This is a genomic window from Microcoleus sp. A006_D1, assembly GCF_036702805.1.
Classification (GTDB): domain Bacteria; phylum Cyanobacteriota; class Cyanobacteriia; order Cyanobacteriales; family Microcoleaceae; genus Microcoleus.
Genome location: NZ_JAUBVZ010000024.1, coordinates 20,654 through 41,798, shown reverse-complemented (window position 1 = coordinate 41,798; position 21,145 = coordinate 20,654). Strand labels below are relative to the sequence as shown.

Here is a 21,145-nt window from a genome sequence, read left to right as displayed (position 1 = left end):
CAAAATTTAGACAGTGCAAAGATTTCAGTTTCGGAGAGTCCCCTGCCGATACAGAAGGGCAAGTTTTTAAACAATTCTGTAGCAATGAACAAAGCCTGCAACCGAATCTGATACACTTGGCATTTTAACACAGAGTACCGTCTTTTGAGTAGCTTTAAGCAGTTAATTAGGTCGTTATAATTCAACGTCAAACTTTTAGGGTATTCAGAAACCAGATTTCGACCTCTGGTGTTTTGGCGAGGTGGAATCTGAGAAAGTTGCCGCGCCGCCCGCTACCGCAGGAAAGACACGTCTACTTTGCCAAAATTGGTACTCAAAGCTAGATTCAGGTTTTCTAGGGCTTTGACTAACCACACCAAGCTTTCTCGGGTACAGAATTCGTAGTGACCGAACAAAATTGCCAGCCGCTTTTCTAGGTAGGGCTTGACTTTGCCGCAAATTAATACTATTTTCAGCAGCAAACCAGTGGTTTGGGTGGGCCCGAGGTTTGAGATCAGGTCGATGAAGACAAAGTGGTTGGGCCGCGCCGGACTCTCTACTACTAAAAAGTTCAATAACTGACTGCAAGTTCTGATCGTGAGAAATTCGGTTAACTTCTGACCTTCGCTGTCGGGTAAAGTAGATTGTAGTTGCTTATACAATTTTTCGTTGAATTGACACTTGCCGTAGCGATCGTCCGTGATGGAGGAAATCAGGTATTCGTACAAGTCGTCTTTAAAGGAGCCGTAAGATTGATTTGTGCTGGCGTTCGCGGTGAAGCGCCCCGCTAGCTGTCTGTATGTATCGGCTCCTTCTACTTTTCCCACAAATTGCTTGAGGGCAAAGAACAGTTCCGGGTCGCCCAACAGCGTCGGGTTTTTTATAGGCTGTATATTCCTGCCGAAGGAGATTGAGGTTTGTCGGCGCGCTGTTTGGGCTTTTCTCACTTGGTGAGCGACGTATTGCGAGAGGTCGATTTCAAATTGCTGCTGCTTTTGAGCTTGGATTTTTTGAATGATTTTTTGCTGTTCGTAGGTGCTGTCGTCGCTGAGGAGGCAGTGTTTGTAGAGGTAAGGGTAGCGGGGAATTAAGCTTCCGAGGGCTAGGGTGGCGGGGATTTTGCTGTTGCTGCTGTCTTCACTGCTGTGAGTTATGACTTTGGCTAAACGTTTGAGGGTGAGGTACTGTTCGCTTTCGGTAAATTGATTTACTAATTTGGGGATGGAGCAAGCAGATCGCGATCGACTGTATCCTAATGCTATTTTGGGGGCTTCTTCAAACAAAGCGATTAATTCCGGGATGGCTGCTTGCTTGCTGGGGTAGGTTTGCCAGCGGTTGATCAAAATGTGGCAGCACCGGTTGAGGATGTATTTGAATTCTTGTTCGGCGTAGGGTGAAGCTGCTATTTTTTCGAGTGCGTCGGCGATTGTGCGATCGCCATATCCGTTACCGTGGATAAACAAAGTGCGAAAACGGTCGATCAGTTCGATCGGCTGCTCTACTTGTACCAACTCCAGCCAGTGGTTGTAAAGTAGCTGTTCTTCTTCTTGGCTCTGTCTGTTGTAGTCGTTCACTGTGGATTAACCCTCCGAGGGATTGGACAGGAGCTTTAAGCGCCATTGGTTTGATGAATTGGCAGATGAAGCACCACAATTGAGTCAACCGAGCTTCTCGCCGGACAAGGCTTAGGGGTGGAAGCGGTCAGATAGCCGATCGATATTTTTGCTTAGTTAAACTATTTACCAATACAAGCATTACATGAATTGTTGGCAATTCGCAAGGCCTAAAATCACCATAAACTTTGTAAAGTATTGGTAAAGATTGTGGGTGGGTTCTGATTTCTGGGTGGTGGGACGATTGAGGATGAGGATTCTTAATCTCAATCCCAGTCGGCAGCCCTCTGTCAGTTAAATGTGAGATGGGGCGCGGTAGGATTAGCTGTGAAAATAATTATTTGAAATGTGAGTGCTGCTAATATGGTCTGTCGCGTCAGTATCGCCCGACTTGCTGAAATTTTAACTGTACCTTTACCTGCTTTGTCTGAGGACGTTCTGACAGCTTTAGGGACAGGTATTGCTACAGATACGCGCACTATTGAAGGGGGCGAAGTATTTTTGGCGCTGCGGGGTGAAAATTTTGACGGGCATCAATTTGTGACCAAAGCCCGTGATTTGGGGGCGATTGCAGCCGTAGTCGATCGCACTTACCAACAGGAATTGCCTGATTTTCCGCTGTTGCGCGTTGACGATACTTTAACAGCTTATCAGGCGATCGCCCGTTGGTGGCGCGACCAATTCAGCATACCGATAATTGCTGTTACTGGTTCGGTAGGTAAAACTACTGCTAAAGAATTGATTGCGGCAGTTTTGTCAACCAGCGGAAACGTTCTAAAAACTCAATTTAACTACAACAATGAAATTGGAGTCCCCAAAACTCTGTTAGAGCTTTCGCCGTCACACAATTATGCTGTAATTGAAATGGGAATGCGCGGACTAGGCGAAATTGCGCTGCTGTCGCAAATTGCGCGTCCTACAGTTGCGGTAATTACTAACGTCGGAACGGCGCATATCGGGCGATTGGGTTCGGAAGATGCGATCGCCCAAGCTAAGTGCGAGTTGTTAGCCGAAATGCCTGCTGATAGCATTGCTATTCTCAATCACGATTCTGACAGATTAATCGCAACTGCGGCGCAAGTTTGGCAGGGGAAAACTTTAAGTTACGGATTAGAAGGCGGCGATTTGTGCGGGGAATTAATTAATAATGATACCATGTCTGTAGAAGGTAGAGAATTGCCGCTGCCCTTGGCTGGACGGCACAATGCTGTAAATTATTTAGCGGCTTTGGCGGTAGCCAAAGTTTTAGGTATTGATTGGGAAGTTTTACAGCCAGGTTTGTCTGTGCAGTTACCGGATGGACGGGCGCGCCGCTACGATTTACCGCAGGATATTGTGATTCTGGATGAGACTTACAATGCTGGTTTGGAGTCGATGTTGGCGGCGCTGAGATTGTTAGCGGATACTCCGGGAAAGCGCCGGATTGCGGTGTTGGGCACGATGAAGGAATTGGGCGAAAGGGCGATCGAATTTCATCGACAAGTGGGAAAAGCGGCGCGAGATTTAAACCTTGATGCTTTGTTTGTGTTTGCTGATTTTGAGGAAGCTGCGGCGATGGCTGCGGGTGCGGCGGGTTTGCCTTTTGTGCAGGTGGAAAATATTACGGGGGAGGATTCTCACGCAGATTTAGTTAGGCATTTGATGGATTTTGTCGCTGCGGGCGATCGTATTTTATTTAAAGCTTCTCATTCGGTGGAGTTGAATCGAGTTGTCCAGAAGTTTCGCGCTGATTTGGGCGGTGAATAAATTGTAATGTGGTTCGTAGTGAAGAATTCATTCCGCATCAAATAAGAGAGGACTGAATTCCTCACTACGAACCTATGTTTTAGATGATATGATATACTTTAAAAGCGCGATGGCTACGCCCCGGCTTGCGCCTACGAACTCTTCACCCAAGTAGTGCCATGACTGCTAAAACTCTCAGTGCCCCCGAACAAATAGTTGAGCTATCGAATATCAGTTGGCAAACTTATGAAACTTTACTTACCGAACTCAGTCATAGGCGACTCCGGCTAATATATAATCGTGGAATTTTGGAAATTATGACACCTTCTCCTGAACATGAACATTTCAAAGAAGTATTGGGTCGATTTGTTGAAACCTTAGCAGAAGAATTAGATGTGAGAATTGAGCCTCTTGGTTCTACTACATTCAAACGTCCTGAACTTCTTGGTGTAGAACCAGACAAATGTTTTTACATCCAGAATGTTAGTGCAATTAAAGGCAAAAAAAGACTTGATATGAGTCAAGATCCGCCACCGGATTTAGTTTTGGAAATTGATATTACCAGCAGATCCGACAGTACGTTGCAAATTTATGCGGATCTGGGAGTCCCGGAAGTTTGGATTTACAATGGTTCGCGGCTCAGAATTAACAGATTCGAGAGTCAAGGGTATGTGGAGTGCGATCGCAGTTTGGCATTTCCGAGTGTGGCTATTTTAGAGATTGTCAGTTTTTTGGAACAGGCGGAAACAATGGATTATTTGGAATTAGTTAAAGCATTTCGGAATTGGGTAAAGGGACAAATTAATCAAAACCAATAAGTTTGAAGTAAAATTAAATAAGGTTTTCAAGAGTCGATCGCACCCATCTATTCCCCTTGCTGAATTTGACTCCTCACCCACTCGCGGAATAAGCGAATCAAAGCATTTTCCTTAGTAGTCCTCCTCAATTCTAAAAAGCGCAGCATCTCAACTTGCGACAAAAAAGGAAAAGTCGGAGAAACATCTCTTTCTGCATATTCCTGTGCTTCCAACTGATAAATTATTAAACGATTTCCGTCGTAGCGCCAAACTTCCGGTACGCCCAAACTTGCATATAAAGAAAGGCGATCGATCGAACTGCTAGTCACGTCAATTTCCACCACTAAATCTGGTGGCGGATCTTGATTTAGATCGATTTGCTGTTTGTCCCAAACCACATCCTCATTTTGAATATAGTAGCACTGATCCGGTTCCAAACCGCGAGCCAAATCCTCGCGCCTGCAAGTTAGAGAACCCAAACTGCAAATTTCAACATTCAATTCATCACTCACGCTTTCTACAAAACGTCCCAAGATTTTTTTGTACTTTTCGTGGGGTGCTGATGGAGTCATAATTTCTAAATTTCCGCGATCGTAAGTCAGGCGAATTCCTCCCTGTTGGGCTAGCTCATGTAGCAAGGATTCGTAAGTTTTCCAGCTAATGTTTTTTAGCAGAATTCCGGTTATTGGGGTTTGAATCAGGGTGGCTGTCATGGCTACCTACCTGGGTTGTAGATTATTGATCGTATCTTAGCAAAAATTAGCTTGATTGACGCGCAGCCCGAATCACTCCCCAGACTGAATTTGACTCCTCACCCACTCCCGAAATGCTCGAATCATCGATGTTTCTCCCGCAGTATTCTGCATTTCTAGAAACCGGAGAATCTCAGCAGCCGACAGAAACGGAAACTTAGGCGAAACATTTCTTTCTGCATATTCTTTGCCCTCTAACTGATAAAATTTTAGGAGGGAACCGTCATAACGCCAGACTTCCAGTACGCCCAAAGCTGCATACAATTCCATTCGGTTAATCGAACTGCTGGTGATGTCAATCTCGATTACTAAATCTGGTGGCGGATCTTGATTTAAGTTGATTTGCTTGAGATTGCGGACACTTGCCTCATTCTCGATATAGTAGCACTGATCGGGTTCCAAACCGCGTTCTAAATCCTCGCGCCGAAAAGTTAGTGAACCCAAACTCCGAATTTCGATATTTAATTCTTCAGTCACACTTTCTACAAAACGGCCTAAAATCTTTTTACTGCCTTCATGAGGTGCTGATGGAGTCATAATTTCTAAGTTTCCGCGATCGTAAGTCAGGCGAATTCCTCTCTGTTGGGCTAACTCATTCAGCAGGGATTCGTATGTTGTCCAGCTAATGTTGTTCAGCATAATTCCGCTAGTTTGATTCTGGATTAGGGTGGCTGTCATGGCTGCCTACCTGGGTTGTAGATTATTAGATTATTAATTGTATTTTAGCAAATATGATATTTGACTTATTGCATAAATCTTTGAGCGATCGCGAAACCGCAGATTAAGACAAATCAACGCCGAGAATTTTAACAATCGCGGATGCACCAAGAGTAGGGTGCGTCAGTCCATAAGCGTTTCCCTTGTCCAGTAAGTATTCGCGCCTGACGCACCCTACAAGGCTGAAACTCACCACAGCACAAGTTTTAGGAGCCGGGGAAGCATGACCGATTTCAGGATATGTCGAAAAAAAGCTAAAATATTAATTAGTTTTCGTTGCACTTGTCATGTCGGAGAACAAATATGAGTTCAGTTGAGGAAACCGAATTGTCACAAATCGTTGACTTGCCACTCATAGGGTCTGCTGAACAATATCTCTTCTCAGTCGAAGACAATCGAGAGCGTGCTGATAAGCTAAAAGAATTACTTATCCCTAAGCTTAAAATAATCATTAAACAAGCTTGTGACCAAATTCACCAAGTTTATGGCACAGATGTACTCTCAGATTGTCGAATAACGACTACACCAGCTCATCGCTCTGGAGCCAAGAAAACCAAGCCATTCAAAATAGCAACCGCTGGCTTGATTATTAAAGGAATAAAAAATAGGTGTCTCCAACTGAGGTTCGAGTGTACTTATGATAGGTTGTATATGCAAATTTATGGATTAAGAGGGTTAGAAAGCAATCCGATTGTCCAAGTCCTAAAAAATCATGTGGAAGATGTTACTACAATTTTGAAGCAGGGTGAATATTATATTTACTCTGATACTATTACACAGGAAGAAGCTGAGGGGTTAGAGTATGATGAATTCATTAACAAGCTGCAATTGGTTTCTGAACGAGATTGGAAAAGTACCTATATTTGGAGTCCATCCCTAGTTCTTCCTATTAAAGACCTAGATGCAGCTCAGCCAGTGATTAATAACTTTGTCGAAATCTTTGCTATCTTTCGTGCTGCATCAAATGTGTTTCTTGGTGAGGAAGACCGTTTTGAAGAATACCTAAAATGTTTGTGGGATTGGCAAAATCCGCTTCAGGTTCAGGAATCTGTAACTACTACTAGATTCTTTCCTGATGAAGTAGATTCAGTACAAACATTTCGTGAGGGGGCAGTACGGCAAGTTTTAGTCAACGCCTATGAACGAGATCCTAAAGCTCGGCAAAAATGTATTGATTCTCACGGTTCAAGTTGCTCTATTTGTGGTTTCGATTTTGGCAGAGCTTTTGGGCAAGTGGGAAAAGGTTTCATTCATGTTCATCATCTACGACCCCTTTCAGAGATTGCAGAAGAATATGAAATTGATCCTATAAAAGATTTGCGTCCTGTTTGTCCAAATTGTCACGCTATGATTCATCGTCGTTCACCACCATTTACTATTGAAGAAATCAAGATGTTGTTGAAGTCTGCTCGTGGTTCTACTATCTAATATGTTTTGTTGACTTATTCTAACCGATAGTTTACAAAAATTAGATCCCCGATTTCTTCAAAAAGCGGGGATCTAATTTTTCTGTTTGACTCCAGATAGTACCTACCAGGAGTCAAATACATTACTTCGCAGCTTGACGCTCTTTCGCATCCTTGATCACTTCCTCAGCAATATTGCTCGGACAAGGAGAATAGTGCGAGAAAGACATCGAGAATTGACCGCGGCCAGAAGTCATCGTACGCAAGTCGCCAATGTAGCCAAACATTTCGCTCAACGGCACATCTGCCTTGATCCGCGCTCCTGTTTGTCCTGTTTCCTGAGATTTCATCATCCCCCGGCGGCGGTTGAGGTCGCCGATGACATCACCCATGTGATCGTCTGGAGTGAAGACATCGACATTCATAATTGGTTCGAGCAACTGAGGCCCAGCTTTGGGAACCGATTGGCGGTAGGCGGCTTTTGCAGCAATTTCAAAGGCCATTGCTGAAGAGTCAACCGGGTGGAAACCTCCATCAACCAGGGTAAATTTCAAATCCAAGCAGGGGAAGCCAGCCAAGACTCCCACATCGATACAGCTTTCAAAGCCTTTTTGCACGGCTTGCCAATACTCTCTCGGTACGCTGCCGCCCGTTACTTTTGACTCGAACACGAAGCCGCTGCCGACTTCACCGGGCTCGACGATATAGCCGATTTTCGCAAATTGACCTGAACCACCGGATTGTTTCTTGTGGACGTAGTTGTCTTCGAGGCGCTTCGTGATCGACTCGCGGTAAGCTACCTGCGGTTCGCCAACTTCTACCTCGACGCCGTGGGTGCGTCTCAGAATGTCCACTTTGATGTCGAGGTGCAGTTCGCCCATGCCCTTGAGAATGGTTTCGCCGCTTTCTTCGTCTGTCACCATGTGGAAAGATGGGTCTTCTTGTACCATCTTGGTCAGCGCTGCTCCCATTTTTTCTTCGCCTCCTTTGACTTTCGGTCTTACCGAAATGGAGATGACTGGTTCTGGGAAAACCATTGGCTCTAGGGTTGCGGGATTTTTGGGGTCGCAGATGGTGTGTCCGGTGCGGACGTTCTTCATGCCCACAATCGCCACAATGTCGCCTGCTTGAGCCGAATCAATTTCTTCGCGAGAATTGGCGTGCATTTCTACCAAACGGCTGATGCGCTCGGTCTTGCCTGTGGCGGTGTTGAGTACGGTATCGCCTTTAGATAGCGTACCGGAGTACAAGCGCGTGAAGGTTAAAGCGCCGAAGCGATCGTCCATAATCTTAAATGCCAGGGCGCGCAAGGGGCCTTCTGGATCGACGATCGCAAAATTGCCTGTTTCCTCACCATCGAGATCAACCTCTGGCTGCGGCAATACTTCCATCGGATTCGGCAGATAGTCAACCACTGCATCGAGAACCAACTGCACGCACTTGTTCTTAAACGACGAGCCGCAGTAAGTCGGGAAAAATGCCAAGTCGCGAGTACCCTTGCGGATGCACCGCTTGAGGTCTTCGATACTCGGCTCGTTTCCTTCGAGGTACTGTTCCATCAGGTGATCGTCCTGCTCGACGGCGAGTTCGATCAACTGTTCGCGGTATTTCTCGACATCATCCACCATATCGGCTGGAACATCGGTAATTTCGTAGCCCATCGGATCGCCGGAGTCATCCCAGATCCAGGCTTTGCGGGTCAGCAAATCTACTGCGCCGCAAAACTTTTCTTCAATGCCGATCGGCAAAACCATTACCATCGGTTTAGCTGCCAGGACTTTATCGACTTGCTTGACAACTCGGTAAAAATCTGCACCCGTGCGATCGAGCTTATTGATGTAGACAATACGAGCAACTTTAGAATCGTTAGCGTAGCGCCAGTTTGTTTCCGATTGCGGTTCAACTCCACCGGAACCGCAGAATACACCGATGCCACCATCGAGAACCTTCAGCGAACGGTAAACCTCGATCGTAAAATCGACGTGTCCGGGAGTATCAATGATGTTGAGCTGATGCTCATTCCAGAAGCAGGTGGTAGCAGCGGATTGAATCGTAATCCCGCGCTCTTGCTCCTGTTCCATGAAGTCAGTCGTCGCCGCGCCTTCGTGAACTTCACCGATTTTGTGGATTTTGCCTGTCAGTTTCAGGATTCTTTCAGTTGTGGTGGTCTTGCCAGCATCCACGTGGGCGAAGATGCCAATATTTCGATAACGAGTGAGATCTTTCATAATTACTGTTGAGATTAAATGCGACGAACCGTCGGCGACCAACTGCAAGCTTGACAAGCGAGGAATTAATGCTACCTTACCAGCGAGTACGGGCTGGATTTCCTTTTCCCTGTTTTTGGCAGGACTATCTTAATTTTGACACTTCTCCGTCATTCCTGCGAAGGATTCTTGGATGAATAAGTGCGGGAATCCTTACAACTCATAAAAATAACCCAGACAAAGCTGAAAAACCCGGTTTCTTTGGTCGGAGAAGACCGGGCGGTTGAAACCGCGTCTACACAAACTTTCACGTGCCTCCGCAGGTTGAAGAACGGGCAGTTAAAATTGCGTTATTTTATTCAGAAGACCGGGCGGTTGAAACCGCGTCTACACAAACTTTCACGTGCCTCCGCAGGTTGAAGAATGGGCAGTGGTTTCAACCGCCGTCTAAGGATCGCAAATTAAATAATTTACACAAGTTTGTGGGATGGGCGTCCCGCCCGTCCAGAAAGAACGGGCGGGACGCCCATCCCACAAGAACAATAAAGATTGTAAGTTATTGAATTCTCATTCCTAAGTCAAAATCGAGCCACTCATCATCCGGCGATATCTCCTATCCAATTCATCCCGAACCACCGGCCACTGATTCAAACTTTCATCACTCTCAATTACCATTTGAGCCGCCGCCCTCGCCAACTCCAAAACCTCCTGATCCTCCACCAAACTCGCCAAAGCAAAATCTGGTAAACCCGACTGCCGCATTCCCAAAACCTGACCAGGCCCGCGCAATCTCATGTCCATTTCCGCAATGAAAAAGCCATCTTGAGATTGTTCTAAAACCTTCATTCTCTGCATAGCTTCCGCAGTTTTGGAACCAGGCATCAACAAACAATAAGAACGGCTTTTTCCCCGACCAACTCTACCCCGCAACTGGTGCAATTGCGACAGTCCAAAACGCTCCGAATTTTCAATCATCATTACTGTTGCATTCGGCACATCTACTCCCACTTCCACCACAGTAGTAGATACTAAAATATCAGTTTCTTTGTCCCGAAACTTAGTAATTGCCTCATCTTTGTCAGCACTGCTCATCCTACCGTGGAGCAAACCCACCTTAAATTCAGGAAATATACTTTTTTCGAGTTTCTCTTTTTCCTCAATTGCCGATCGCACATCCAACTTTTCCGACTCCTCCACCAGCGGCAGCACCACATAAACCTGATGCCCGCTCGCCACTTCCCGCCGAATCAAATCGTAAGCTTGACTGCGTTCTTTTGCCGACAGAACAGTCGTTTGAATCGCCTGCCTACCGGGGGGAAGTTCATCAATTTGACTCACGTCTAAATCGCCGTGCAGCGTCAGTGCCAGCGTCCGGGGAATGGGAGTTGCCGTCATCGTCAAAACGTGTGGAGATTCGCCTTTTTGCTGCAATTTAGCGCGCTGCTGCACACCGAATCTGTGCTGTTCATCAATTACTGCCAAACCCAATTTATGGAAATTCACCGTATCTTGAATCAGCGCGTGAGTTCCCACTAAAACAGGCAATTCTCCACTTTCTAACTGGCTGTGAATTTCCCGGCGTTTTGCTACCTTTGTTGAACCAGTTAACAGTTCGACGGACAAGTGCATCAAATTAAACCAACCTACCAATTTGCGGTAATGTTGTTCTGCTAAAACTTCTGTTGGTGCCATTAAAGCGGCTTGATAGCCGGATTGAATTGCTGCTAACATTGCGACTACGGCGACTACAGTTTTGCCCGCGCCGACATCGCCTTGTACTAATCTGTTCATCGGTTGCGGCGAAGCTAAATCGTTGAGGATGTCGTTAATTACTCTTTCTTGAGCATTCGTCATCGCAAAAGGCAATATTTCATAAAAATGTTCGATTAATTTGCCGCTAGGAAGGATGACTGCACTAGCTTGAGCTTTTCTTTGGGTTTGGCGACGCTTTAAGAGTCCTAATTGTAGGTAGAAAAATTCGTCAAAAACTAAGCGGCGGCGGGCGGCGGATAGACAATCTCGATCGACTGGAAAGTGAATATTCGTCACGGCATCGGCTAAACCCATTAACCCGTAACGATCGCGCAAATCATCCGGTAGCGATTCCGGCAACAGTTTCGCCGCCGGCATTGCAGCTAAGATCGATCGCCTCACGGAACCCGCATCCACACCTTCCGTCAGCGGATAAACAGGAATCAGGCGGCCGACTTTCATGGATTCGATCGCACCGCCGGAGTCATCTAATACTTCTAACTCAGGATTGTCTAAAGTAATGCCATATTTACCCTGCTTCACCAACCCCGAAGCTGCGAGCACCGCACCTGTACAATACTCGCGCTTTTTGAATTCTTGCCAGCCGCGATTGCTGTAGCGAGGCCCTGCAAAAAAGCGACTAATTTTTATTTCTCCGGTGCTGTCTTTTAAAATTACTTCTAATATGGTTAATTTCTTATTCTTCGGGCTAGAAAAACAATTGCAGCGCTTTACTTCAGCGATTAAAGTAACAGTTTCCCCGGCGACAAGTTCGCGAATTCGTACTTGCTTGGCATAGTCGATGTGGTTGCGGGGATAGTAGTAAAGCAGGTCATATACGGTGTCTAAACCGAGTTTTAGCAAGCGGTTGCCGTTGGCGGGCCCGATGCCGGTCACGCGCGTTAACGGTTGGTCAAGAGTCAAGCTGGCTGCTGGGGGTGCTGTATTCAGGGGTGCGGTTCGGGGAACAGAAACGGCTGGGGCGCTTACATCGGCAGTGTTTTGTTCGATCGGGCGCTGGGCTGGTTCTTCCCAAACTTGCTCCATTTGTCTGAGGAAACTGACTGTAATGGCGATCGAATGTTGGCGCCCTTCGAGATCCTTCTGAGGGTAGATGTCAAATTCAGCAGCTAGTTGTCTAGCTCGATCGCGCGAAGAACCCGCCACAGCACCTGCCAACTGCCTCAAACTGAGGCCTAGAAACTCGCTGAAGCGGTATTGACTGCCCTGGAGGTCGTTAAATCCGCGATCGGCTTCTACTGAAAGAGCTTTTTGTAATCGCTGCCATTCTGGTCGATCGATAGTCATATCAATTTTAGATTTTAGATTTTAGATTTTAAATTTTTCTTCTAACCAGCTCCCACCAAAAAAGTATAACATCGAGAAACCCGGTTTCTTGAATAAACCAGGTTTCTCAATACCCTAAAAGTTTTACCTTTTCCCCTCGAACCTCGAACCTCGAACCTCTTCCTTCTTCCCTCGAAGCTCTTCCTTCTGTCAACTGTCAACTGTCAACTGTCAACTGTCAACTGTCAACTGTTCCCTCAATCTTCAAACCAACTCGATCGCCAAGCCGACTCAGCCTCCACCACAGCGAGCTCCCGCTGCTTTTTCTGGTAATCGCGACCGAGGGAGTTCAAGCGTACAGAGAGGTTGCGAATTTGCTGGCGCCAAGCCGAGGTTCCCGCATCGGCAAACTCTATTTCCGACAGCCGCAGTTTAATCGCTGTAATCCGCAGCGCTGTAGAATTCGGTGTTTCTCCTAAGTTTGGCGGTGCCGAGGAGTTATCGGTTTCAATGATTAAATTTAATAAGTTAGGGGGCCCAGCCACGCTGTCGCCTGACAATTCTGCTTGAGAAGCTGCTTCTAGAACCGGTTCTGGTAATTGACTTGGCAAGATTCCAGACTGTTGCAGTAAGCGGTTGGTGTCGCGAGACAGCAGCTTGACGATCTGGGCGATCGACTTTTCAATATTATTTTGCCAGCGCGCCAAACTTTCCGGGGGATTGGCAATTGGCAACTGGTAATTTGTGGTGGAAAATTGATAGTTTCTGGCGGGAAATTCTATTTCTTCCTCTATTTCTTCCTCTATTTCTTCCTCTATTTCTTCCTCTATTTCTTCCTCTATTTCTTCCTCTATTTCTTCTTCTATTTCTTCTTCTTCCTGTGATTGGGTGGCGAGCGATCGCAATTTTTGTTCAGACGCGGCAGCCAAACGCCTGACTGACTGCTGCATTTTTTGCCGCCCGTCGAAGGACAACTTGAGAAACGACTCCGGCACCGCTTGAGTGCAAAGGTGATAGCACGCCAAAATTAACTGCTGCCGCACCGCTTGTCCCAAGGCAGTTAAATAGCTCTCGTAGGTACTGCGAAACTCCAAATTCAAGGCTGCTAAAGCCTCATCGAGTCCTGCCATATCTTGTTCTATGCGCTCTCTTGCTCCCACCATATCTCCCGTATAAAATTAAAATAGCCAGTATAAAATTAAAATTAGGACGATCGGCAAAAAAAGCCGGTTTCTGCCACAAATTGTTTGACTCAAAGAGTGAATACTGGTTAGGAACCGGGTTTTTGGTACGCAGTGCATGAGTCCTGCGGGACTTACGCAGTGTTTTGACGCGCTACTTATAGCGTTAAGGTGCGCATTGCGCACCCTACAAATGAGGTTGTGCGTCCAGGAATGTCCTGTAAAAATTAAAAATGTGAAAAATTAGCTTTTCACATTTTTAATTCTCAATCTTAATTTTGATTATTGAGCACCCATTTGGGCTGCCACTTCATCAGCAAAGTTAGCTTCTACCTTCTCAATGCCTTCGCCCAACACAAAACGCACGAAGCGGCGCACTTCGACCTTTTCTCCGATTTGGGCGATCGTTTGTTTCACCAACTCTTCTACCGAGATATTCTGATCTCTAATAAAAGGCTGATCCATCAAACATAACTCTTTCAAGCGCTTGTCAATGCGGCCTTGAACAATCTTTTCTTTGATGTTGTCCGGCTTGTTGCCCAAGTCATCCTTGCCCATTTCAATTGCCTTTTCGCGATCGATAATTTCGGCGGGGATATCTTCAACTTTCACGTATTCCACATTCGGACAAGCTGCAATTTGCATCGCAATATTCCGCACCAAAGCTTGGAAATCTTCGCGGCGGGCGACAAAATCGGTTTCGCAGTTAACTTCCACCAACACTCCCACGCGGCCGCCAGTGTGAATGTAGCTGCCTACGATACCTTCCGAGGCAACTCGTCCACCTTTTTTGCCTGCTGAAGCTAGACCTTTTTTCCGCAGCCACTCAATTGATGTTTCGACATCGCCATCGTTTTCAATGAGGGCTTTTTTGCAGTCCATCATGCCGGCGCCGGTTTTGTCGCGCAATTCTTTAACAAGTTTTGCAGATATGTCCGCCATCTTCTTTAAGTTCCCAATCAAAATTAGTTATTAGTCATTAGTCATTAGTCATCAGTCATCAGTCATTAGTCATTAGTCATTAGTCATTAGTTACTAATCTTAATGTTAATGATTGGACAGGAGTGAAGAAATACCCAGTCGGCATTAGGGCGGACTTTGTACGTGTAGCACCATAATTAATTTTGGTGCTAACACTAACACAACGAATGCTTTTGTCCGAAATCTACTAATGACTTAGACCTGTGCCATTTACAATTAAAAATTAAAAATGTCCAATTAAAAATTATTATTTTTAATTTTCAATCTTTAATTTTTAATTGCTTAGTGTCAGATTCCGATCGCAATATTAGCTCTCGGTTTCTTCGCCGTCAGCGTCGGCTTCGTCGGGTTCTACATAATTGGGGTCATCCAATTCTTCGATTTCGACATCGTATTCAGCGCCTTCGTAACCACCTTCGTAGTCGTAGTCTTCCTCACCGTCGCCGCCTTGCTGACCGTGACGGCCTTCGTAGATGGCGTCAGCCAACTTGCCGACAATCAGTTTGATCGATCGAATAGCATCGTCGTTTGCCGGAATCGCAATGTCAACCAAATCCGGGTCGCAGTTGGTGTCCAACAGAGAGACGATGGGAATTCCCAGCTTTTGGCATTCCAACACAGCATTATACTCGCGGCGTTGGTCTACCAGCACCACTCCGTCAGGAATCTTGCGCATAGTTTTGATTCCGCCCAGATACTTCTGGAGTTTTGCCATTTCTCGGCGCAACACTGAAGCTTCTTTTTTCGGCAGCAAATCCAGGGCGCCGATTTCCTCGCGGCGCTCCAAATCCTTGAGGCGCTCTACGCGAGACTTGATCGTCGTCCAGTTGGTGAGCATTCCACCCAGCCAGCGCTGGTTAACGTAGTAAGCACCACAGCGTTGAGCTTCTTGGGCTACAATCCCGGCTGCTTGGCGCTTCGTACCCACGAACAAAAACTTTTTGCCTTTTTCCGAGGCCACTCTCATGTACTCGTAGGCGTCTTCCATAAGCTGAGCGGTTTGCACGAGGTCGATGATGTGAACCCCGTTGCGCTCTGTAAAAATGTAGGGAGCCATTTTCGGGTTCCACCGGCGGGTTTGGTGTCCGAAGTGAACCCCTGACTCTAACATTTGAGCCAAACTAACTACTGGCATGATATTTCTAACTCCTGTATTCGGGTTAATCCTCCACCCGGTCGTATTTCTGAGGGTTTTCACCCTCGAAACACCCGAAAACCCGGATGTGCGAATTGAAACAACTTTTCTAGTTTATCACTAGAAGCACCACTTTTTCTGACTATCTGATATCGTTTGGGTTGGGTTATCCGTAGTGTTGCGTGGTGGGTGCGCGCCCGCTTGAGTGAGATTTAGTCCGCAGGTTGGGTGCGGGGGGCGCACAATACGGTTAAAGTTAGTCGATCGCGCTGCTGAGAAAAAACGAAAAAAAACAAAAGATCCAGCTTGGAGGTTGCCAAAGCCTTTGTTAGCCTGTGAGAGAATGGCGTTGGTGCGTGTCTTGTGCCTTCTACGTTCGATCGAGCTTTTATTTATTTATTCATTTTGTTCGATCGGCAATTCTACGGGCTTTACGAGTCCCCCTCTGGCACCGCAAAAATCCCAAAGCTAAAAACGCCATGCCCATCCCCATTCTCGTCCTGCTTGAAGTTCTAATTGTGATCGCACTTTCCCGACTTGTCGGTTTAGCATTTCGAGCGATCAAACAACCTCAAGTTATTGGAGAAATTGTAGCAGGAATTATGCTCGGGCCTTCTCTCCTCGGTTTGGTTGCACCAGATTTAGGAGCCGCACTTTTTCCAGCCGAAGCCGTTCCCTTCCTCAACGTGCTCTCTGAGGTTGGGCTGATATTTTTCATGTTCTTGATTGGTTTGGAACTGAATCCCAAGTATCTCAAAAACAATTTAGATATAGCGATTTTAACTTCCCACGTCAGCATTTTAGTGCCGTTTTCCCTGGGGAGTTTGCTAGCGCTGCTGCTCTACCCGATCGTTTCAAATAATAGCGTTTCATTTACAGCCTTTGCCCTGTTTTTAGGGGCGGCGATGTCAATTACTGCCTTTCCAGTGCTGGCAAGAATCATTACAGAGCACAACTTGCAGAATACAAAATTGGGGACGCTGGCCTTGACTTGCGCTGCTGTAGACGATGTGACGGCGTGGTGTTTGTTGGCGGTGGCGATCGCAGTTACGCGCACTAACTCGATGATCGGCGCTTTGCCGACCATTTTTGAATCTATAATTTACATCGGTTTCATGCTGACTGTAGTCCGCTGGTTCTTGCAGCGGCTTTCCAAGCACTACAACCGCACCGGCAGATTAAGTCAATTAGTGCTATCCGGCATTTACATGGGAGTTGTAGCATCGGCTTTAATTACTGAATTGATCGGCATTCACTTAATTTTCGGCGCGTTTTTGCTGGGGGCGGCTATGCCTAAAAATGCCGGACTCACCAGAGAACTAGCTGAGAAAACCGAAGATTTTGTCCTGATATTTTTGCTGCCAATCTTTTTTGCTTACAGCGGTTTGCGAACTGAAATCGGTCTGCTAAACAGTCCAGAGTTATGGTTGTTATGTGCCGCAGTTTTAGGAGTAGCAATTATTGGTAAATACGTCGGCACTTACGTTGCTGCTAGAGTCTGCGGCATTAGCAATCGCGAAGCTTCGGCGCTGGGCTGGATGATGAATACTCGCGGTTTGACTGAACTAATTGTGCTGAATATCGGTCTTTCTCTGGGGGTGATTTCGCCGCTGCTATTTACGATGTTAGTCATCATGGCTTTAGTCACAACTTTTATGACTTCGCCTCTATTGGAGTGGACTTATCCAAAACGGTTAATTCGGTTAGATATCTCAGAAGTGAGTTCGGAAGATTCAGAATTAGAAGATTCATCAATGGGTGGAGAAAGTGCAGAAATTAACAAGGAATTGCTGCCAACTTATCGAATTTTAGTACCGGTTGCTAATCCTAGCACTCAGAAAGGTTTGCTGCAACTGGCGATCGCCCTGGCGCAGCCTGCTGCTGGTGTGGGCGGTAACGATTTGCAGTCGGCGGCGGTGCATCCTCTGAGTTTGATTGAATTAAATGAAAATTATGCCTTTGAAAGTACGCCCGCAGAAGCCGATCGCATTATTCAAGAGCGCCGCTCGAAATTATCAGAAGTGATTGAGAGTTTGGAACTGCCGGAGGCGCGAAAATTCGTACATCCCATCATTCGGATTACCAAGGATGTGGCGCGGGAAACGGCGCAAATTGCGGAACTCGATCGCGCGGATTTGATTTTAGTAGGATGGCACAGGCCTACTTTTAGCAGCAACCGTTTGGGAGGACGTGTCGGCCAAATTCTCAGCAACGCTAAGGTGGATGTAGCAATTTTTGTTGACAGAGGCCGGGAACGGTTGAATAATTTGTTAGTGCCTTATGCGGCAAACATTCATGATGATTTGGGGTTAGAATTGGCGCTGAGACTGTTAGTTAATAGCGAGGAACGCCGTTTGACGGTGCTGCGGGTGGCGGTTGACGGGGAAGAGGGAAACGAGCTGAGTTACGAGTTTCAGCGAGTGATGGAGCAGTTGCCGGTTGAGGTGCGATCGCGCATTGAAACTCCGATTGTGGAGGCTGCTGAGCCAATTCAAGCGGTGATTGCTGCTTCTGCTAATGCTGATTTGACTATTGCGGGTACGAGTCGGGAGTGGGGAATTGAGCGCCAAACTTTGGGACAGTATACTGATGAATTGGCGGTGCAGTGTCATTCTTCGCTACTGATTGCGCGGTGCTACGTTAAAGTGCGATCGCACTTGGCTTCGGTACTCAGTCAAAGTAGTTCTTAGAAGGAAGTTCGGCAGCGGATTTTGTAACGGATGTAACGGATGAAAAATGCAATAATTCCCAATGAGTCATGACTCATGACTACTGACTCATGACTCATGACTACTGACTACTGACTACTGACTCATGACTACTGACTCATGACTACTGACTACTGACTCATGACTACTGACTCATGACTACTGACTAATTACCCAAGATTATGAATCATTTAAGTCTAAAATCGCTGGCATTTTACGGGATTGCGATCGGCTCGGTTTCGCTGCTGTTTAAAGTGGTAACTGCTTACGGGGAAACAAATTTAAAGGCTCCTCCGGCAATTGCGGGAAGTTATCGCTTCGATGCTAAAAGTTTGCCGGAATGTCTGAAATCTGATGCTTTGGTATTGACAATTCAGCAATCGGGTGTTTATTTGAGTGGTAATTTGCGATCGGGTAGCAGCGAGGGCGATCGGGAAAAAACAGCCGAGGAAAAACCTTCTTTAGTCGGGAAGTGGGAAAATCAAGGATTGAGCTTGTCGGGTGCGGTTCCTAATTTAGCGGGTTGCAGCGAATCCACGGCGATCGGTCAAAACAGTTATGTCAAACTGCGAGGAATTGTGGAGAAAGACAGCCTCAAGGGAAAAATTAGTCTGACGGATCGGGTGGCGGCTACTGATTTTACGGCTCAAAAAGAAGTGGCGGCGAAACCCCAGAAGAAGGAACATTGATCGCACTGGGGAATCGGGAATCGGTTGGGAATCGGTAATTGGGCCATTCTCCAAATCTCCCAATCTCCCAATCTCCACCTCTTCCCCTCTTCCCCTGTTCCCGATCGCAGTGGCGATCGAACGGAACGCCGCCAGAGCTCGCTCGTGACGGTCGGTTGCTGCTAGATTGATCTATATACTTAAAAGTCAACGATCGAAATAAAGTATCTCAGAGGAGTCGCGGGTTTAAAATTTGTCATGCCCGAGACCCCGCTTGCCCGTATAGTTTGTTTGGAATGGATGTTGCCGTGATCTTAATGCCGTCAGAAACTTCGCTTACCGAGTCAAACCCGTTGATTTTAGACAGTTTGCCAGACTTGTCGCTGAACGATGGCGGGTGTTCCCGCCGGGCTAGATTGCAAATTGACTTGATGTTGCTGGCGATCGAGGCCTTGTATCTCGGAGGTGCTGAAGAAATGCTGGCAGTGTCGAAGGAGCTGGAATTGGAGTCAATTATCAAAAATCGGGTTGCCTTTTGGCTGATGCGCAATACTAACCCGCTGAGACGCTATACCCAGCGCCGCTCCCTGACGGTTGTGGAGGCAAAGGCGCTGGTGGCGATCGCCTGCAATATGGCGCGCAAGTTAACCGCGACAATTCGGCAGTTGCTGCTAGATTCGCAGCAGTTGCGATCGAGAAATATCCCCCTCAACCAGAACTTGCAGCTTGCCGAGTATTTAGAACGTTTTCGAGCTCACTTTCGATCGCGCATGAACCCAAAGCGATCCCTAGTTGTAGCTTACGATTCCGACGAAAAGCTCAACGAACTAGCTTTAAACTTGTTGAGCAAACTGCTATTTTGTACAGGCACAGCGGGAATGCAGCGCTTCTGGGTTAGCCTGTTTGATGGAGAAGTGGAGTAAAAATGACTATTAGGCGTCAGTACAGTCTGCCAAATTGCACCCTGGTTCTAGAAGGGTTGAGTGATGGATCGGCAGCTAGCCAGTTAGATATACGGCCGGTGCTTTCGATATTAATGAGCGCTGAATGCTATGTGACAGGTCTCCGGGAGCCCCTAAGCGGGGGACGAGAGTTTTTTGAAAGCTTGGTGAGGGCCGTCAGCAGCTACGCTCAAGAATTTATGAGCGGAGTGCATTATCCCGATCGCTACGGCCCGAATTTGGGTATGGTGCAGTTGCACAGAATTGACGGGAATTCGCATCGGTTGACAGTTCTACCCGCTGAAGCAGGCAGCGCCACCCAAATCGATCAAAAAACAGAACTGTCGGCATTCGTAGATTTGACGACGGTACAGCTATTTGACTTGGTAGAGGCGATCGATCAATTTTTTGCCGACACGCAGACGCTGCCGGAATTGTCGCTGCAATTAACCCCAATTTCCAAGCGTTATATCAAGTCGGCCGAACCTTTGGCGAAGCGGAGTTTGCCGGCTGTGGTGGGGGTGTCGAGTTTGGCTTTGGCTGCGATGGCATTTTTCTTGGTGCCGATACCGGAAATCCAGCGCCCGAGAGATCCGGTGCCACAACCGAATCCTGCGGGCCAGAATCTCGGTACGCCGAATTCGGGCGGTTCGGGTTCGCCGAATCCCAATCCCACGCCTCCGGCTGACGGTTTGCTACCAGGGACTCCGACTCCGACTCCGATCGCTTCACCTAGCGCCACACCGCAGTCGAACACTGCACCGGAAAGCACGCCGAGTCCTGTTTCTGAAGCTTTGCCAACTCCTGGGGCAATTGCCGTGGCAATTACCGATCCGGCCGAAATTGACCTGTTGAAGGGCAAACTTTCTCAGGAAATTGACGGAGTTTTGAAGAATCAGCCTGCTGTTTTTAATACGGAGTTGGTTTATCGGGTGAGTGTGGCTAAAGATGGGGCGATTGTTGGTTACAAGTCGGAGAATTCTGCCGCAGTCGATCGATCTGAAACGCCGTTTTCTGAATTGCTTTACAAACCGATTGGTAGCAGGCCGCCTGCGGAACCGCTAGCTGATTTCCGAGTAGTTGTGGCACCGGGCGGCACTGTTGCAGTCACTCCTTGGTAACGGTTCGTAGTGAGGACTTTAGTCCGCATCCATTCAGAGGGCTAAAGTCCTCACTACGAACCTATTTTATGGGGTTCGTAGTGAGGACTTTAGTCCGCATCCATTCAGAGGACTAAAGTCCTCACTACGAACCTGGTTGACTTTGTAGGGTGTGCACTGCGCACAGGTTGACTTT

Annotated in this window: 15 protein-coding genes; 7 read left to right on the top strand and 8 right to left on the bottom strand. The window is 47.0% G+C overall.

The window, feature by feature from the left end; genetic code table 11:
- Nucleotides 1-272 precede the first annotated feature (272 nt).
- A complete protein-coding gene (locus QUB68_RS27920; RefSeq protein WP_332998157.1) occupies nt 273-1,553 on the bottom strand; it encodes a hypothetical protein in 1,281 nt (426 codons plus the stop codon).
- A gap of 402 nt (nt 1,554-1,955) precedes the next feature.
- Here QUB68_RS27920 and QUB68_RS27915 point away from each other — a divergent pair, with 402 nt between their 5' ends.
- Nucleotides 1,956-3,338 carry a UDP-N-acetylmuramoyl-tripeptide--D-alanyl-D-alanine ligase gene (locus QUB68_RS27915; protein ID WP_332998176.1) on the top strand — a complete coding sequence of 461 codons (1,383 nt, stop codon included), beginning with the start codon at nt 1,956-1,958 and terminating at the stop codon, nt 3,336-3,338.
- Nucleotides 3,339-3,496: 158 nt separating this feature from the next.
- A complete protein-coding gene (locus QUB68_RS27910; protein ID WP_332998156.1) occupies nt 3,497-4,135 on the top strand; it encodes a Uma2 family endonuclease in 639 nt (212 codons plus the stop codon).
- A gap of 47 nt (nt 4,136-4,182) precedes the next feature.
- On the opposite strand, the gene QUB68_RS27905 is transcribed toward QUB68_RS27910, so the two are convergent.
- Together QUB68_RS27905 and QUB68_RS27900 are read right to left on the bottom strand one after the other, a co-directional pair.
- On the bottom strand, nt 4,183-4,827 hold the full coding sequence (locus QUB68_RS27905) for a Uma2 family endonuclease (protein WP_332998155.1): 645 nt from the start codon (nt 4,825-4,827) through the stop codon (nt 4,183-4,185).
- 72 nt (nt 4,828-4,899) lie between these two features.
- Complete coding sequence (locus QUB68_RS27900) at nt 4,900-5,544, bottom strand: Uma2 family endonuclease (protein ID WP_332998154.1); 645 nt, start codon at nt 5,542-5,544, stop codon at nt 4,900-4,902.
- A gap of 342 nt (nt 5,545-5,886) precedes the next feature.
- On the opposite strand from QUB68_RS27900, the gene QUB68_RS27895 reads away from it, so the two are divergent.
- A complete protein-coding gene (locus tag QUB68_RS27895; protein WP_332998153.1) occupies nt 5,887-7,011 on the top strand; it encodes an HNH endonuclease in 1,125 nt (374 codons plus the stop codon).
- Nucleotides 7,012-7,132: 121 nt separating this feature from the next.
- Here the strand turns inward: QUB68_RS27895 and fusA are convergent, their stop codons facing one another.
- From fusA to rpsB, 5 genes are all read right to left on the bottom strand, one after another.
- Nucleotides 7,133-9,217: an elongation factor G gene (fusA, locus tag QUB68_RS27890; protein WP_332998152.1), complete on the bottom strand. Its 2,085-nt coding sequence runs from the start codon at nt 9,215-9,217 to the stop codon at nt 7,133-7,135.
- A gap of 552 nt (nt 9,218-9,769) precedes the next feature.
- Nucleotides 9,770-12,256, bottom strand: coding sequence for an ATP-dependent DNA helicase RecG (recG, locus tag QUB68_RS27885; RefSeq protein ID WP_332998151.1), 2,487 nt, complete (start codon nt 12,254-12,256; stop codon nt 9,770-9,772).
- A 236-nt stretch (nt 12,257-12,492) separates the two neighbouring features.
- Entirely contained in the window at nt 12,493-13,398 is a 906-nt protein-coding gene (locus QUB68_RS27880; protein WP_332998150.1) for a hypothetical protein, read from the bottom strand.
- Between the two features lie 300 nt (nt 13,399-13,698).
- Nucleotides 13,699-14,358, bottom strand: coding sequence for a translation elongation factor Ts (gene tsf, locus QUB68_RS27875; protein WP_332998149.1), 660 nt, complete (start codon nt 14,356-14,358; stop codon nt 13,699-13,701).
- A gap of 346 nt (nt 14,359-14,704) precedes the next feature.
- Nucleotides 14,705-15,532, bottom strand: a complete 828-nt coding sequence (gene rpsB / locus QUB68_RS27870) for a 30S ribosomal protein S2 (protein WP_332998148.1) — start codon at nt 15,530-15,532, stop codon at nt 14,705-14,707.
- A gap of 335 nt (nt 15,533-15,867) precedes the next feature.
- Between rpsB and QUB68_RS27865 the strand changes: the two genes are divergently transcribed.
- The 4 genes from QUB68_RS27865 (at nt 15,868) to QUB68_RS27850 (ending at nt 20,970) form a co-directional block, all read left to right on the top strand.
- Nucleotides 15,868-18,222 (top strand): cation:proton antiporter, encoded by a 2,355-nt coding sequence (locus QUB68_RS27865; protein ID WP_332998147.1) that lies wholly within the window; start codon nt 15,868-15,870, stop codon nt 18,220-18,222.
- A gap of 200 nt (nt 18,223-18,422) precedes the next feature.
- The gene (locus QUB68_RS27860) at nt 18,423-18,929 is read left to right on the top strand and encodes a hypothetical protein (RefSeq protein WP_332998146.1); all 507 of its coding nucleotides are present in this window, start codon (nt 18,423-18,425) and stop codon (nt 18,927-18,929) included.
- Nucleotides 18,930-19,204: 275 nt separating this feature from the next.
- On the top strand, nt 19,205-19,831 hold the full coding sequence (locus QUB68_RS27855) for a DUF3038 domain-containing protein (RefSeq protein ID WP_332998145.1): 627 nt from the start codon (nt 19,205-19,207) through the stop codon (nt 19,829-19,831).
- Nucleotides 19,832-19,833: 2 nt separating this feature from the next.
- The gene (locus tag QUB68_RS27850; protein WP_332998144.1) at nt 19,834-20,970 is read left to right on the top strand and encodes a DUF4335 domain-containing protein; all 1,137 of its coding nucleotides are present in this window, start codon (nt 19,834-19,836) and stop codon (nt 20,968-20,970) included.
- Nucleotides 20,971-21,145 lie beyond the last annotated feature (175 nt).

Coding starts and splice junctions, on each gene's coding strand:
- QUB68_RS27880 (WP_332998150.1), bottom strand. CDS start 13,398: ATGGTGGGAGCAAGAGAGCGCATAGAACAAGATATGGCAGGACTCGAT.
- QUB68_RS27860 (WP_332998146.1), top strand. CDS start 18,423: ATGAATCATTTAAGTCTAAAATCGCTGGCATTTTACGGGATTGCGATC.
- tsf (WP_332998149.1), bottom strand. CDS start 14,358: ATGGCGGACATATCTGCAAAACTTGTTAAAGAATTGCGCGACAAAACC.
- QUB68_RS27910 (WP_332998156.1), top strand. CDS start 3,497: ATGACTGCTAAAACTCTCAGTGCCCCCGAACAAATAGTTGAGCTATCG.
- rpsB (WP_332998148.1), bottom strand. CDS start 15,532: ATGCCAGTAGTTAGTTTGGCTCAAATGTTAGAGTCAGGGGTTCACTTC.
- recG (WP_332998151.1), bottom strand. CDS start 12,256: ATGACTATCGATCGACCAGAATGGCAGCGATTACAAAAAGCTCTTTCA.
- QUB68_RS27850 (WP_332998144.1), top strand. CDS start 19,834: ATGACTATTAGGCGTCAGTACAGTCTGCCAAATTGCACCCTGGTTCTA.
- QUB68_RS27855 (WP_332998145.1), top strand. CDS start 19,205: ATGGATGTTGCCGTGATCTTAATGCCGTCAGAAACTTCGCTTACCGAG.
- fusA (WP_332998152.1), bottom strand. CDS start 9,217: ATGAAAGATCTCACTCGTTATCGAAATATTGGCATCTTCGCCCACGTG.
- QUB68_RS27900 (WP_332998154.1), bottom strand. CDS start 5,544: ATGACAGCCACCCTAATCCAGAATCAAACTAGCGGAATTATGCTGAAC.
- QUB68_RS27915 (WP_332998176.1), top strand. CDS start 1,956: ATGGTCTGTCGCGTCAGTATCGCCCGACTTGCTGAAATTTTAACTGTA.
- QUB68_RS27905 (WP_332998155.1), bottom strand. CDS start 4,827: ATGACAGCCACCCTGATTCAAACCCCAATAACCGGAATTCTGCTAAAA.
- QUB68_RS27895 (WP_332998153.1), top strand. CDS start 5,887: ATGAGTTCAGTTGAGGAAACCGAATTGTCACAAATCGTTGACTTGCCA.